Origin of the sequence: Helicobacter sp. 16-1353 (assembly GCF_003288815.1) — a bacterium.
Taxonomy (GTDB): Bacteria; Campylobacterota; Campylobacteria; order Campylobacterales; family Helicobacteraceae; genus NHYM01.
In genome coordinates, this window is the sequence record NZ_NHYM01000007.1 from 1 (window position 1) to 16,059 (window position 16,059).

Consider the following 16,059-nt stretch of genomic DNA (forward strand, 5'->3'; position numbering starts at 1 on the left):
GAACAAGCGTTACATTATGTATGCAATTACAACATTTGTAATTATGATTATTCCATTTATTAAGATTAATGGAAATCAAATATTTCTACTATCATTTGATAAAAAGCAATTGCATTTACTTGGAATGGTTTTTGATATGCAGGAATTATATCTAATGCCATTTTTACTCATTATGCTATTTGTTGGAATATTTTTATTGACGACTTTAGCTGGTCGTGCTTGGTGTGGCTGGGCTTGTCCGCATACGATTTTTAGGGTAATTTATAGAGATATAATCGAAACAAAACTACTAAAACTTCGTCGCTCCATTGATAATAAACAAACACAACCAGACTTAAGCATCGCAAAAAATAAAGCCAAAAAAATACTAGCTATTTTTATATGGTTTATTCTATCACTCATTGCAGCATCCAATTTCTTATTATATTTTGTTCCTCCAAGTGATTTTTTTACTTATCTTGGTGATTATCAAAATCATATGGTTTTGCTTGTATTTCTAGCAATAATTACGATGTTTTTGACATTAGAAATAGTATTTGTGCAAGAAAATTTCTGTATTTATATATGTCCTTATTGTAGGGTTCAATCTGTGCTATATGATAATGACACAAAAACCGTTATTTATGACACCGAAAGAGGCTCATTAGTTTATGATGATAATGGAGTAGCTTTAGATAAAAAAGATGTTAATGGAGAATGTATAAGCTGCCTTAAATGCGTTCGTGTATGTCCAACTCATATTGATATACGAAAAGGTCTTCAATTAGAGTGTATAAACTGCCTTGAATGTGCCGATGCGTGTAGCAGTGTGATGGGCAAATTAGGCAAAATATCTTTGGTTAGATGGAGTAGCACAAATGATATGCAAACTAATAAAGGGGTAAAATATTTTAGAGGTAAAACTATTGGATATATTATTGTTATTTTAATAGCTTTGGGTGTGGCTATTTTCCTATCGCAAACAAAATCAAATATGCTATTAAATATTAATAGAACAACAGAATCCTACAAGATTCTAGAAAATGGTATTGTTGAAAATCACTATACAATGCTATTTCAAAATACCGATAACAAACCGCATACATACTATTTTAGGATATTAAATAATAATGACATACAAATCAAACAGCCTACAGAATCCTTTGAGATTAAGCCGGGTAAAAAAGTGCGAAAAAGAGTATTTTTATACACAACAAAGGATTTAAGCACAGATTCTAGTGATGATACTATTGTGCCTATCTTAATCCAAGCATATGCTACTGATGATGAAAATATACATATCACCAAAGAGAGTATTTTTGTATATCCAAAAAAATAGTAGGTTATTAAAACAAAAATTAGAAGCAAAAAATATCGCTCCATTATGCGATATGATTGCTTCTCTACCACAAATACAAATCTCACATATAAATCTTAATGACATTATAGAAATAGAATGCATAGAAAGCGACAAAAAAGATTCCATACTTGAGGCTATAACTGCACTAAAACCTTGGAGAAAAGGTCCATTTAGAATCTTAGGAAATACCATTGAAAGCGAATGGGATAGCTCAATCAAATATAATATTATTAAAAATCATTTGCATATAAAAAATAAAAATATTGCGGATATAGGCTGTAATAATGGATATTATATGTTTAGAATGCTAGAGTTACTTCCAAAATCTATAATTGGCTTTGACCCTAGTGCATTGTGTAAATGTCAATTTGATTTTATCAATAGATTTATTCAAAGTAATATACAATTTGAATTGCTAGGTATCGAGGATTTATCACATTATGATAGAACATTTGATGTTATTATTTGTCTTGGTGTTTTATATCATAGAACAAACCCTATAGATTCCCTAAAACTTTTGAAAAATTCACTCAATAGTGGCGGAGAGATTATTATTGATTGCTTAATTTTAGATACAGATGAGCCAATAGTCCTTAGCCCATTAAGATATGCTAAAATGAAAAATGTATATTTTATTCCAAGTATTGGAGCTATTAAAAATTGGCTATTCCGTGCTGGATTCAAGCATATAGAAATAATTGCAAAGAAAAAAACTGATACAATAGAGCAAAGAAAAACAAAGTGGATAAATGGGGAAAGTTTAGAGGATTTCTTAGACCCAAACGATAGCTCAAAAACGATTGAGGGCTTTCAAGCACCAATTAGAATCTATATAAAAGCTAAAGGAAAATAATATGGAAGATGAAGAAATATTAGACGAAAATCTCGATGACATTAGAATCTATAAAAAAATAAATAAGGATTTATGTGGCGAGATTATAAAACTATCCAAAAATGAAGCGATGGTGAAGTTTATCCCAACAGAAAAAATGGTAGTTGATGATAGTATGCTAATCCATTATGGCTTTATATTCTCTTCGGCGTCGTTTTGTGCGATGGCTGCGGTAAATCACCCAAATTCTATGATTATTTACGCAGAAACTAAATTCCTATCTCCTGTGGAATTAAATAGCGAGATAATCTTTAAAGCAAAAGCATTACAAAGCGATTTAAAGAAAAGGGAAGTCGTGGTGGAGGGCTTTTTATACAATATCAAAATCTTTGATGCAGTATTTCATATCGTTGTTTTTGATAAAAATATATTTAAGATTGACTTCAAAAGTATTAAATAATTAAGATTCTAGAATCTGCATATTTTGGTGATTTGGGATTTTAGGGATTCTACGCTTGAAGTGGAATCTTTTAGCTTCTCTAGTAATTCTTTTGAAAATCCATCAAGTAGGTTATTTATAATTTTTATTAGATTCTTTTAGTTTGGAATCTAGATTTTTATTTAGGGATTCCAAATTTTCTTTAGATTGTAAATCTAATTTTTTATTTAAAGATTCTAGAATCTATATTTAGCTCCATTTGGCTTTTAATATTTAATTTTAGGCATTTTTATATATTTTAGTATAAAATTAGATTTGATATAATTTTATAAAATGTAAGAGGATAGTAAGATGAGAGTAATGAAATTCATAGTTCTTTTTTTAGGATTTATATTTATTATTGCGGGATGCTCTTCAAAATATGAGCTTGGCGAGGGTGCAAGTAGCATAGAGGAATCTGCATTAGAGGCGAATAATTTAGCAAATGCACCATCTTGGGTTTTAAATGGTGGTGGCACGGGATTAAGTGCTATTGGCTCTGCTGAGATAACAAAGGCTGGTTTGCAATTTGCAAGAAATGAAGCTCTAGCTATGGCGAGAGATGAATTAGCAAGAATGATATCTGTTAAGGTTGAGGGTTTGGTTAATAATGCAGTGCAGCAAACTATTGGTGATAATGCCTATGATAGTAATGTGGAAAAATACGGAGAGCAAGTAACTAGACAAATAGTATCCCAAACTATGGTTGGCACAAAACAAAAAGATACTTGGATTACCTCTAATGGAAAACAAATTTATGTTTTAGTTGAGTTAGATTCGAATCTAGCAGATAAAGCGAAGAAAAGTATAATGCAAAATTTGTCTAAGGATAATAGCATACCATTAGAAAAAGATAAATTCTTAGATGCACTAGACCAAGCATTGGGAAATGATTTATAAGATTATTAGATTATGAGAACTAAAGTAATAAATCCTAAGGTAATAATTTATGAAAATAAATAATATAAGTTTGGCTATATGAGATATTTTTTAATTATTATATGTGTTATAGCTAGTTGCTTTTTTATTGCTTGTAGTGGAACTATATCTTATCCAGATTGGTATTTAAAAAGCCAATCTGATTCTAGATATTTATATGGCGTTGGTGAGGCAGATAGTTTGCAAGATGCGAAGTTGGCGGCATTGAATGATTTAGCATCAAAAATATCACTAAATATAGAATCCAATATAAATATCCAAAAAGAGCAAATTGATTCTAAGGTAACAAGTAAGATTAATAATAATGTGGGTATTAATGTAAGTGATATTGAATTAGATAGTGTTGAACACCCAATTATAGAGGAAATTGACGGATTATTTTTCGTCCAAGCAAGGGTTGAGAAAGTAAAAATTATAAATAAATTAAATAGCGATATAGATTCTAGTGCAATCAAAATAAATAGTATTTTAAGTGATATTAAAAATTCAAAATGTAGCACTATGTCGCCAAAACATAGAGAAAAACTTTTGGAATTACTTGCTTTGAGCGATTATAAAAGTCAGCAAATAAGTTCCTTAAATGGTGTTGTTAGGCAAAAGCAATTATTAGATAATGTAGCAAATATGCTTTTACACCCTCCAAGAGCTTATTATATTTCATTTGCAAAAGGTGGGAATAGCAATGATTATAAACTTGTTGATAATGCCTTAATGAATGAATATAATAAGTTTTTTAGCATTAGTTCAAAAGATTCTGATATTTATTACATTGAGAATAGATATGATATTCATAAAACAAATACACAAGTAACGATAGCACTTGATTCTAGCATTAAAGATTGCAATGATAATGTTGTTTTTAACACTACATTAGAAGTTGTGCAAGATGTTAAGGATAAATCCATAGCAATTGCTATAAATAGACTAAAGGCACAATTATATAAAAAAATTTATTCTTGGATAGAATAATAATATATTAAAATCTAAAAAGGTTTGGGGTTGATGCAGAAATTTTTAATTCCTATAGCAGTAATAGCTTTATGTGTTATATTTTATAAATTTAGAGATAGTATTGATATAATCTCAGGTCTTGCTATTTTCCTTTTTGGAATGTTTGTTATGCAAGATGGGCTTAAAATGCTTAGTGGTGGATTCCTAGAAAAGACAATGAAAAAAGTTGCAGGGAACACCGCTAAAAGTATAGCATTTGGGACAATATCTACTGCTGTTATGCAGTCTAGCACTTTGGTTGCACTTTTTTCCATATCATTTGTATCCGCAGGTATTATTACCCTAACACAAGGTGTTGGAATTATATTTGGCTCTAATCTTGGAAATAGCACAGGAGCTTGGTTTATAGCAACTGTTGGTATGAAAGCAAATATATCTGCCCTAGCTTTACCGATTATTGCTTTTGGGGTTATATTTCTATTTCAAAAAATAAAAGCAGTCAAAGGTGCTGGATATGTCCTAGCGGGTATTGGATTTATTTTTCTTGGAATGTTTTATATAAAAACAGGTTTTGATAATTATCAAGATACCCTAAACTTAGCACAATATAGCATCAGTGGCATTAAGGGAATGGCTATATTTGCCTTAATTGGATTATTTATCACTCTACTTACGCAATCAACTCACGCTACTTTATTTTTAATTATGTCGGCATTATCTGCTAATCAAATCACTTTTGATAATGCAATAGCACTCACAATCGGCGCACAATTAGGAAGCAGTATAACAACTGGATTAGGTGCTATAAGTGCAAATATCGATGGTAAAAGATTAGCAATTGCACATATAGTATTCAATGTCATTACAGCATTAGTAGCAGTGATATTCTCAAAGCCTATCATTTTTGTAGTTACTCTTATAGCCCAATTTTTGGGTATTACGGATTTGAATCTTCAATTAGCTATTTTTCATACATTATTTAATATTATAGGTATCGCCCTCATACTACCTGTTAAAACGAAATTTGTATATTATTTAACTAAATTTATTCGTCAAAGAAAACACGATAGCTTAAATGACCCTATATATTTAGATAATTCTAAGATTGATTATGCAAATGCTTCGTTAGAAGCCATAAGAAACGAAACAAAACATTTATATGATAATGCCCTAAGTATTATAGTCCATAGTATTGGATTTGATAGAAGTGGGATTCGCTCATTTGAACCGATAGAAAATCTAGCTAAAAATAAGATTCTATTAAAAGATGATATTGATATAGATAATCTATATGAAACAAAAATCAAATCTCTATCTAATGCCATTATGGAATTTACCGCAAAAGCAAAAACACATATGGGCAAAGAAGAGCAAATGAAAGAAGTCTTTAAGCTACAAATGGCAGCAAAAGATATTGTTGAGGCTACAAAACATATGCGTTTGGTGCAGAAAAATCTACAAAAATATTCACTATCAGAGCATCAAGCTTTAAGCAATGAATATGATAATATGAGAAGCACAATGGCATATTTACTTAGAAGTATTGAGGAGTTGCGTATTACTCCAGCTGATGAAAATGCACCTATAGTGAAAAAAATCAGTAAATATAAATCTTCGTTTAAATACGATGACCTTGATATTCTTAATAAAATAGATAATCTTGTATCCAATAAATCAATAAGTATTTCAGAGGGAACTTCAATGCTAAATGATTTGTCATTTATGCGAAGTATTGCTTTGGAGCTAGTTGAATCAATTGAGTATTTATATAATATCGAAACCTAAAGTTTATCTTTAAGTTTTGATAAACCATTCCTTATCCATTTTTATGAAAATATATAAAAAAGTAATTTTTCATCATATATTTTAGGATTCAAATAAAAGCTTAGTGTAAATGGAATGGTAGCTTTACTATTTTTAATATAAATTTTGATATTTATAGATTCTATGATACTTTTCTATCAAGATTCATATTTTAATCATAATAAGAATTATTCGCTTTTTGTAGTTGCTTTGGTGTTTTACCATATCGCAATCTAAATCGTTTTATAAACCACGACACACTATTAAAATTAAATTCTTGGCATATTTCAGTAATATTCTTATTGCTAAACTCTATAAATAATTTTGCTCTCTCAAATCGTTTATTATCCAGCCATTCTTTTGGTGATATTCCAAAAGAATTTTTAAATCTCTTACTAAATAGTGCAATATCCATATTAAAAGTATCTGCCATTTCTTTTACACTAGCGAATTTCGAATTTCCCCTTAATAGCATTGAATGAAAATCAAAAGGAAAGGAATTTGCAATATTTTGGATAAATTCACTAAAAACCCTATCTTCTCTATTCATTAAAAGTAGCAATAATGCTTCAATTTTTAGCTTTAAAATCTCCTTATGAGTGTTTGTTACAAGCTGATTTTTATTATCTAAAAATACATTTATAGATTTAATCTGCTCCACCAAAAAAACATCTGTTGTAATTTTAAAAATCTCCCTATCTTTAGACTTAGGCTCTACCCTATCCAATAGATATTTATGCCTATTTATAAACTTCAAAAGCATCATATTAGAAAATGATAGAAAATATGATTGATAAACCCCATCTTTAAGCGATACTATATCACTCATAACAAATTTTCCAGCCTTTAGAAATACTATCTCTCCTTCATTGATAACATAGGAATTATTATTAAAATGTAGAATCTTTTGACCTTTATTTATAAAAATAATGCTATTTTGGGAGTTGGATATATGATAGTTTTTATTGCAATTATCGCTATATCGAGCAACAACGACATCACCACAATCTAGCAAACTAGCATTTTTATCTTTTGAAATCATAGCAAACCTCTTAATTATTGACTAAAGTATATTACACTAAATAATTAAATTATGTAATAATATATAAACCTATAGAAAGAGGTTATCATTGAAAATCAAAAAAAATAAATCAATAACAATAATAGCACTTATAATTTTATTGCTTGGTGTTGCGTTTGTTACTATTTCTGCATTACTATTTAAAAATATAAAAGAAGATATTTTATTAATTGATATAAAAAATAGCAAACAAAATATTGAGAATATTAATAAAAATATGAGCTTTTGGATAAATGAAAAAATAAATCTATTGAATGTAGCACCCACTCTAAAAAATATCCAAGATAGCAAAAATATTAATAATATTAAGAATTTTATGGAATCTACATTTTATTTTGATGATAGCTTTGATATTTTACAGATTCTATATGAGGATAAACATTTTTATATATATCATAATGCTAAACTTTTCTATATAGATGCTAATAAAATAACAAATGATATAAATCCATATAATTTAGATTGGTATAAAAAGACTAAAAATACACTAAAACCAAATATCTATATAGTTGAACAACACGGGCGATTGCATAAAACAACGATGAATATTTCTGTCCCAATTATCTATAATGATAAATTTATAGGGGTGTTGGCTGGTGTAATAGTTATTGATGATTTTCTAGAAAAATTCTCAAATAATCTTGCATTCAATGATAATATACATATGTTTATCATTAAGAACAATAACATTATATTTCCTAATAAAATAAACCCAAAGATAAAAGACGCAATAACAACATATATTCTCAATCCGGATATTAAGAGTGATTATTTTTTTACTAGTAACCTAGATTTTGATATTGGAAAAATAGGATTCTATATCAATAATGAAGGAACGGCAAATTATCTAAACAAGCTTTTTACACAAGAAGTTTTTCTTATGCTGTTTTTTATTGTCATACTTGGGATTATAGGTTTTTTACACAAACTATATAGTTTTTACATAAATAAAAGATTATTAAACACAAAGCAATTAACAGATATTTATCTTGATAAAAAAGAGCAAGGTTTAATTCTTTTAGATAAAAACTATCAAATAACATTCATCAATAAAATAGCAAAAAAAATTCTCTCTATTTTAAATATCAATGATATTTTTACATTTTTGCAAGAGGGTAGCGAAATGGTTACATATAAAAATAAATCGTGGATTATCAATAAGATTCCACTTTATCAATATGGATATTTTCAAGGGGGAATTATATCTATAGAAGATATAACAGAAAAAGAGAATCTAAAAAAAGAAAAGCAAAAAAACGAATATATTCTTATGCATCAAGCAAAAATGATTGAGATGGGAGAATTAGTAGGTGGGATAAATCATCAACTAAAACAACCATTAAATGGAATTAGTATTTTGATTGGAAATATCATAGATTTTGAAAAAAATAATATGCTAACTAAGGAATTATTATTACAGAATCTAAAATATTGCACAGATAGAATTAAGATGCTTGATGATACGATAAATCTATATAGCAATTATTACAATAGCCAGATAAATATCAAATATTTTAATCTCTATAATTGCATAGAAAATGTTATAAATATCATAAATATAACTAAAAATATTGGTGGATATAAGAAAGATATAAAAATACACGGAAATAAAACATTGATGTTATACTCATTAGAAAATATCATTAGCCAAATCATATTGATACTACTCTCAAATGCAAATGACGCTGTGCAAAATAAACAAAATAAAACCATACTTATAGAGTTTGCACAACAACAAGATAATATAATAATTAGTGTAACAGATTATGGAATCGGCATAGATAAAAATTTAAGAAATGATTTATTTAATGAAATCAAAACAACAAAAGCAAAAGGCGTGGGAATTGGATTATATTTTGCTAAGAAACTTGCAAACGATAAACTACAAGGAGATTTATATATAACTAGCTATGAGAATCCAACAATATTTGTTTTAAAAATCAAGAAAGAGTTAAAAGATATAAATAAATAATTTAAACGAATGAATATTAGATATATTGTAATATATCATATGAATTTACGATGTAAATAAGAGCTAAAGGTTTTAAATGGGGAATAACTTCTTAAATCTATTAAATAATATAAGTGTATTAATCGTAGAAGATGACGAAGTGGCATTATTTGGACTAAAACAGGCATTATTACCATATTGTAAAAATGTTTTTGAAGCACAAGATGGATTGAGTGCATTTGAAATCTATAGAAAAAATAGCAATAATATAGATATTGTGGTTACAGATATAAATCTACCTGAACTTAATGCCTTTGAAATGCTAGAGCGTATAATAAAAATCAATCCAAATCAAAAAACTATTATAATGACTTCATACCCAACAGATAGTAATCTACAACATAGCTTTAAAATAAATAATGTTTGTTTGTTTTTACGCAAACCAATAAATATACCAGATTTACAAACACATCTTGCAATCTTGGCTAAAAAACCACAAGATGACATTATTATCCAACTTAGCGATAGAATCTATGTAAATAAAACAAAAAAAGAGATTTTCCTAGACAATAAACCACTAATACTAAATGGCTTAGGAAATAATTTTTTCTGGCTACTAATTAATAATATAAATCGAGTTATGAGTTATGATATTTTACAAGATTATCTTTATGGGGAAAAAGAAAGCTCTGTTTATAATTTAAGAATGGTTGTAGTTAGGCTTAAAAATCAACTTCAAGATAAAAATATTATAATTAATATTCAAGATGAAGGCTATATGATAAAAAGTATCAATTAATTTATTACAGGAAAAATAATGGAAAATATGCTTAAAAAAGCACAGGAAGCAAAAAAAATAATTGCGAATCTAAAAGATAATGTGAGAAATGACATATTAAACAAAATGGCAGAAAATCTTATTAAAAACAAAGATTCTATTCTAAATGCAAATAAAATCGATATAAAAAACGCACAAGATTCCCTATCAAATGCTATGTTGGAGCGATTAAAACTAGATTCCAAAAAAATAGATTCTATGGCAAAATCCCTAAATGAAATCGCAGATTTAAAAAGTCCAATAGGCAGAATCCTAGATGGATTTGAAAACTACAAGGGATTAAAAATACAAAAGGTATCTGTCCCAATTGGTATTATTGCTGTGATTTACGAATCGCGTCCAAATGTTACAAGCGATACTTCGGCATTATGCTTTAAAAGCGGTAATGTTTGTATTCTAAAAGGCGGGAAAGAATCCATAAACTCAAATAAAGCTATTTTGGAGATTTTACATAAAAGCTTAGAATCCTACAATATCCCAAAGGCTGCAATTAGCTTTGTAGATTCTAGAGATTCTATGGAATCTCTATTAAAAGAATATAAATATATAGATTTAGTTATTCCACGAGGTGGGGAAAATCTCATTAAATTTGTAACAACAAATTCCACCATTCCTGTTATCAAACACGATAAGGGCGTATGTCATTTATACATACATAAATATTGCGATAAAAAGAAAGCACTAAATATAGCAATAAACGCAAAAAGCTCAAAACCAGCAGTTTGCAATAGTATTGAAACGATTTTAATCCACGAGGATTCTAACATCTTAGCAGAGCTAATAGAAACCTTAAAGAAAAATAATATTAAAATAAAAGCTTGTAAGAATCTTGCAGATAGATTTAATTTAGATATTGCTGTGGAGAGTGATTTTTACAATGAATATGGCGATAATATACTAAATCTAAAAATAGTCAAAAACACCAATGAAGCAATAGAGCACATACAAAAATATGGCTCAAGCCATTCTGATAGCATTATAACAGAGGATTACAGCGTAGCACAGCGATTTTTAAATGAGGTAGATTCTGCTTGTGTGTATGTAAATGCAAGCACAAGATTCAGCGATGGAGGGGAATTTGGCTTTGGGGCGGAGATTGGAATCTCAACTTCTAAGATACACGCAAGGGGACCGATGGGAATTGAAAGTCTTACAACATATAAATACCAAATCTATGGCGATGGGCAGATACGAGAATAAAAAATATTAATTATCTTTTGGCGGATTTATATCTTGTAATGGTTTGCTTATATAATATCCCTGTGCGTAGTCCATTCCCATTTCTTTAACAACATCATAAACTTCTTTTGAGCTTACAAATTCTGCTATTGTGTAGATTTTAAGTAATTTAGCAAAGCGAACAATCGTCTCAACTATAATCTTTGCATTTTTATCTTTATCTATATTTTTAATTAGGGAGCCATCAATCTTTAAGAAATCTATTTGTAACTGCATCAAAATAGAAAAGTTAGAATATCCGCTACCAAAGTCATCTAAAGCGATTTGGACGCCCAATTCCTTAATATTTGTAATAAAATTACTAACACTATCAAAATCCTCAATACTCTCTTGCTCTGTTATCTCAACAACTACCCTGCCCTCTAGATTATAATGCACGATTCTATCCATAAACCATATTGAAAAATCCGAAGATAACATATCTTCTAATGCAAGATTCACAGAAAAAGTAAGATTCTTCCTAGTCGATAAATATGCAAAAGATTTTTCTATCATAAGTTTTGAAAGCTTTGAATACGCACTTGAACGCTTGGAAATCTCTAAAAATAATCCCGGCGGGATAATATGTCCCTCTTTATCCTTAATACGCATAAGGGCTTCATATTTTTCTTTATCTTTTGTGTCGTGGTATCCTTGAATACCCTCTATTTTTTGGTAAAAAGGCACAACTTCTTGACTTTTTAGTGCTTGATATATGATTTCAGTATATTGGATATTATTTTTTAATGTGTTTAAAATAGGCAGATTTCTGTTATAAATTACAATTGGATTTTTATATTCTTTCGCGTGATGAAGTGCCATTTGAGCATTTACCATACTATATTTAGCACTATCATAAGAAAATGCAATGCCAATAGTCGCAGTTAGATTAATATATGTATAACCATCAATTAGGATTTCTTTCTTACCTAGATAATTTAAAAAATTCTCTAATTTATGTATAAACATACTTCTATCTATACAATTAGGCCAAAGGATAGCAAAATCATCACCATGGATTCTATATAATAAATAGTTTTCATCTTTAAAATAATTTTTTAGGATATTTGCCACAGAGCATAGAATTTGGTCTGCCAACTCCACACCATAAAAACTATTTATTTCCTTAAAATTGCTTATGTTTAAAACGGCTATCACATGATTTGAATACTCTTCTAAATCTTGTCTAAGCACAATATTTGTTTTTAATCCCGTTAATGGGTCGCAGTTTATGCAAGTATTTAAGTCATATATTTGTTTTGCGATATTATTATGAAAATATCTTGATATTTCAGCCACTTCCTTTGGTGAAGTAATAATCTTTTGCGACCAATTCGTAAAGTGGGTTTTATTTGTTTTATAAAAATTTTGCATATCTTCATAAAAAATATTGAGCGAATTTAATATATTATCCCTAAGAAATTTATTTGAAAAATGTATGATAAGTAAAAAAAAGTTATATTTATAGCAATGAGAATCCCAATAAAACTTGCAAAAAAGGCTAAACTGCTTGATGTTTCTTCAATAAGCGTTAAAAATAGCATTCCACATATTATATAACCTGTATTTATTAACAAAAATATAAATACTGGAATAAATAAAAATACTTTAAAGTTAGCCTTTATATCATACAAATCACGCCCTCCAATCTCATATATTATCAAATTTATTTTTATTAAATAAAAATAATTGAGAATTATATCTAAAACTATATCTACATTTGGTCTATATAATCTGGAAAATGCAAAATCAAATCTTGTGGAAACTTTTTTGTAATTTTACTAAAAAAAATTCTATTGACAAACAAATCGCCAATTATGCCTATATCTTTAATACCATAATTAGTATTTGCATCGCGAAATACATTAATAACAAAATCTGCCAAACTATCTAGGATTCCGTAGCATAGGGTTTCATTGTCAATTCCAGCTAGAGTAAAACTAATAGATGAGCTAACAGAAGCTAAATAATCGTAGTTTGCTTCTCCATCGCTATTTATTATTTTAAAGTCGATTCTAGGACCAATATCGCGTAATGATAAACTTGCATATTCAAAAATCCTATCTTTTTCTAAAATCTTGCTAAAGCCCAAAATAACGCAAATAGAACTAAAAATATCTAAAATATTATCACTCCATATTTCTTCATCACTAAAGCTATTAATAAAATGGATTCTATCTGGGAATGACTTTTCGTAATTCTCCAAAAGCTTTTTACCATTTGGTCGAAGTGAAAGCTGCTTTAAGATATTTTTTGGATTCATATCAAAATGAATATTTATTATATTAGCATTAGAATCTAGAATCTTAAATATTGTTTGATGGTATGTGCTAATATATGCGACAAATAAAGGCGTATTAGTATCAAAATTTGATTGGATAAAAGGAATTAAGCCATATTTTGTTATATTAGAATCCTTAGTAGAATCTAAAAATTTATTTTCTATAAAATATCCATTTTCACCCATAACAATCTCAAAAAATCGCTCTTTAAAAGGATTTATATAATCTATCCCATTTTTTATCTTATGTTTTTTGTATTCCCCATTATCATAATTTGCAAATAAAAATGGTATTTCTAAATCTATCAAAATACTTGATAATGCACATAGAATAGGGTCATAAGGCAAAATAAATAAAGCGTTTTTAAAACCCAATTCATTCACAAAAACTTCTTTGATATATAGATTTATATAAGGTTTTTCAAATGTCGCCAACGCATCTAATTCATTTTGAGTGGCTCTTGTATAAAGATTTATCGTTGATATATCATTTGATAAAATAAAGTCAAAATCCCTATTATTGAGCGATAAAATAATCTCTCCTTTTATCGTTTGAAATCGCACAGATTCCCCATTTTGCAACATCTTAGTAATGCTATTTAGAGAATCTTTTAATTTATCTTTTGTAGTAATGCTTTTATTATCAAATAATATATCTATATTTATTTTACTATTTGGATATGTGAAAATATCACAAAATTGCTCTCCATTAATATCCTTAATATTAATAGTTTCACTTAAATCAAAGTCAAATGTGCAACTCTGCTCATCGATAGTAGAAGAATAACCCTTCATCATCTCCTTAGAAACCTCAACACTTTTTAGTATAAAATATAATGAAAGCGGGATTTTATAGGATATTTGAGTGGCGAAATTACTTAGATTCTCATCATCTCCATTAACAAAAAATAATAACTCATTACCTAAAATCATATCATAATGCTTTAAATCAAGCCCAGTAGCAGTTTTTCGCATAATTTTTAGGAAATAATCTTTATTTGAATGTTTATATAAAAAAATAAATTTAAGAATCATTAATAGCCTTTAAATGAATTATTAGCTATTTCTTGAATATCCCTATTATCAACCTCATCTATACTAAAACCAAGTTCTTTTAGATATTTTAATGCAATATCACGCATCACTATACAAGAATCTTTGATTTTCGGTGATAGATTAAAAGCTGTATCATCATTTAATATTTCTGGAATCGTCGCTATTATCTTGATTTGTGGTAAATCACCTAGTATTTCAATCATCTTTAATGTTTGCAACATTTCGACTTCGTGTGCCGTGCCCTGCCAATTTAGGTTATTTGGAATATTATTAAAATCAAAAAAGAATACATCTCCAATATTTCCATCATCAGCATTAATGCAATCCAAAATCAAAACACTATCATAAGAGGTTATAAGGGGAATCAAACTTTGAGCTAAAGTCCCACCATCAATAATATCAAGACTATGCTCACTAGAGGTGAATTTATAATTCACCTTAAGAAGATTGGATAGATGAACGCCAATGCCCTCATCTCCAAATAAAATATTACCAATGCCAAGAATTAGAATCTTCATAAATACCACAAACCTAAATTAAATATCATTCTCTATCTCTCGCTTTAATTTATATAAGATTCTAATTCATTTAACAATATCAATTCTCTTTTGCAACTTCTTGGTAGCGATACCCACCAACGATAGAATCTGCCCCGCCATCTGGGTGTTTTACTGCATTCCAAACGACCATATAAACATGCACAGGGATAAAAATGATAATCGCCCAAGTAGTAATATGGTGTATCTTTCTAACATTTGCTAATCCACCAACAGCAACTTCAAGCCATTTAAAGCAAGGTTCTAATATCGCTCCTAAGCCATTATGATATACATTATAATACAAAATCACGCCACTTAGGGAAATAATAAGCACCAAAATCGCCAAAATCAAATATGCAAAAAATTGTATTGGGTTATAAACTCCCTTTACATGCGGATGAGCACCCATAAAAAGATAGTTTTTTATCTGCCCTATCCACATTTTAGCACTAAATAAATCACTTGCATAAACTTTCTCATTTGTTTTTCTAGTCGTGCTTAAGAATAAATACAATCTAAAAATCGAAACTGATATAAGCAAAAATCCAGCTATAACATGAAAACTCCTAAAAGTCGCAATCAAAAAGCCGGTAGGCTCTGGATTTGGATTTGGAGTCAAAAATGGATATGCGATATAGAATCCACTAAAAATTAAAAAGAATATCGAAAACGCTCTCACCCAGTGAAAAAATCTAACACCGGGCGTGAAAGTCAAAGTTCTTTTAAAAAATTTTTCTTTTGTTATCATAACTT

The 16,059-nt window shown here is 28.5% G+C and carries 14 protein-coding genes; 9 read left to right on the forward strand and 5 right to left on the reverse strand.

What is annotated here, in order from left to right:
- The 6 genes from ccoG to CCY99_RS05385 all read left to right on the forward strand — a co-directional run.
- The coding region (ccoG, locus tag CCY99_RS05360) for a cytochrome c oxidase accessory protein CcoG (protein WP_112060484.1) at positions 1-1,318 on the forward strand (1,318 nt) is incomplete at its 5' end.
- Positions 1,299-2,192 (forward strand): tRNA 5-methoxyuridine(34)/uridine 5-oxyacetic acid(34) synthase CmoB, encoded by an 894-nt coding sequence (cmoB, locus tag CCY99_RS05365; protein WP_258443566.1) that lies wholly within the window; start codon positions 1,299-1,301, stop codon positions 2,190-2,192. The genes ccoG and cmoB, both read left to right, overlap by 20 nt.
- Position 2,193: 1 nt before the next feature.
- Entirely contained in the window at positions 2,194-2,631 is a 438-nt protein-coding gene (locus tag CCY99_RS05370; RefSeq protein WP_112060389.1) for a PaaI family thioesterase, read from the forward strand.
- Positions 2,632-2,961: 330 nt separating this feature from the next.
- Positions 2,962-3,549: an LPP20 family lipoprotein gene (locus CCY99_RS05375; protein ID WP_112060390.1), complete on the forward strand. Its 588-nt coding sequence runs from the start codon at positions 2,962-2,964 to the stop codon at positions 3,547-3,549.
- A gap of 78 nt (positions 3,550-3,627) precedes the next feature.
- Positions 3,628-4,557, forward strand: a complete 930-nt coding sequence (locus CCY99_RS05380) for an LPP20 family lipoprotein (protein ID WP_112060391.1) — start codon at positions 3,628-3,630, stop codon at positions 4,555-4,557.
- A 33-nt stretch (positions 4,558-4,590) separates the two neighbouring features.
- Positions 4,591-6,324: a Na/Pi symporter gene (locus tag CCY99_RS05385; protein ID WP_112060392.1), complete on the forward strand. Its 1,734-nt coding sequence runs from the start codon at positions 4,591-4,593 to the stop codon at positions 6,322-6,324.
- Positions 6,325-6,514: 190 nt separating this feature from the next.
- Here CCY99_RS05385 and CCY99_RS05390 read toward each other — a convergent pair whose 3' ends face one another.
- On the reverse strand, positions 6,515-7,384 hold the full coding sequence (locus CCY99_RS05390) for an AraC family transcriptional regulator (RefSeq protein ID WP_112060393.1): 870 nt from the start codon (positions 7,382-7,384) through the stop codon (positions 6,515-6,517).
- Between the two features lie 88 nt (positions 7,385-7,472).
- Between CCY99_RS05390 and CCY99_RS05395 the strand changes: the two genes are divergently transcribed.
- From CCY99_RS05395 to CCY99_RS05405, 3 genes are all read left to right on the forward strand, one after another.
- Entirely contained in the window at positions 7,473-9,395 is a 1,923-nt protein-coding gene (locus CCY99_RS05395) for an ATP-binding protein (RefSeq protein ID WP_112060394.1), read from the forward strand.
- 76 nt (positions 9,396-9,471) lie between these two features.
- Positions 9,472-10,173 carry a response regulator gene (locus CCY99_RS05400; RefSeq protein WP_112060395.1) on the forward strand — a complete coding sequence of 234 codons (702 nt, stop codon included), beginning with the start codon at positions 9,472-9,474 and terminating at the stop codon, positions 10,171-10,173.
- A gap of 18 nt (positions 10,174-10,191) precedes the next feature.
- Positions 10,192-11,412: a glutamate-5-semialdehyde dehydrogenase gene (locus tag CCY99_RS05405; RefSeq protein ID WP_112060396.1), complete on the forward strand. Its 1,221-nt coding sequence runs from the start codon at positions 10,192-10,194 to the stop codon at positions 11,410-11,412.
- Positions 11,413-11,418: 6 nt separating this feature from the next.
- Here the strand turns inward: CCY99_RS05405 and CCY99_RS05410 are convergent, their stop codons facing one another.
- The 4 genes from CCY99_RS05410 to cybH all read right to left on the reverse strand — a co-directional run bounded on the left by CCY99_RS05410 (position 11,419) and on the right by cybH (position 16,054).
- Positions 11,419-12,804 carry a bifunctional diguanylate cyclase/phosphodiesterase gene (locus CCY99_RS05410; protein ID WP_112060397.1) on the reverse strand — a complete coding sequence of 462 codons (1,386 nt, stop codon included), beginning with the start codon at positions 12,802-12,804 and terminating at the stop codon, positions 11,419-11,421.
- 340 nt (positions 12,805-13,144) lie between these two features.
- Positions 13,145-14,746, reverse strand: a complete 1,602-nt coding sequence (locus CCY99_RS05420) for a hypothetical protein (protein WP_112060399.1) — start codon at positions 14,744-14,746, stop codon at positions 13,145-13,147.
- A complete protein-coding gene (locus tag CCY99_RS05425; protein ID WP_112060400.1) occupies positions 14,746-15,285 on the reverse strand; it encodes a HyaD/HybD family hydrogenase maturation endopeptidase in 540 nt (179 codons plus the stop codon). The genes CCY99_RS05420 and CCY99_RS05425 overlap by 1 nt, the downstream gene beginning before the upstream one ends.
- Positions 15,286-15,364: 79 nt before the next feature.
- A complete protein-coding gene (gene cybH, locus CCY99_RS05430; RefSeq protein ID WP_112060401.1) occupies positions 15,365-16,054 on the reverse strand; it encodes a Ni/Fe-hydrogenase, b-type cytochrome subunit in 690 nt (229 codons plus the stop codon).
- Positions 16,055-16,059 lie beyond the last annotated feature (5 nt).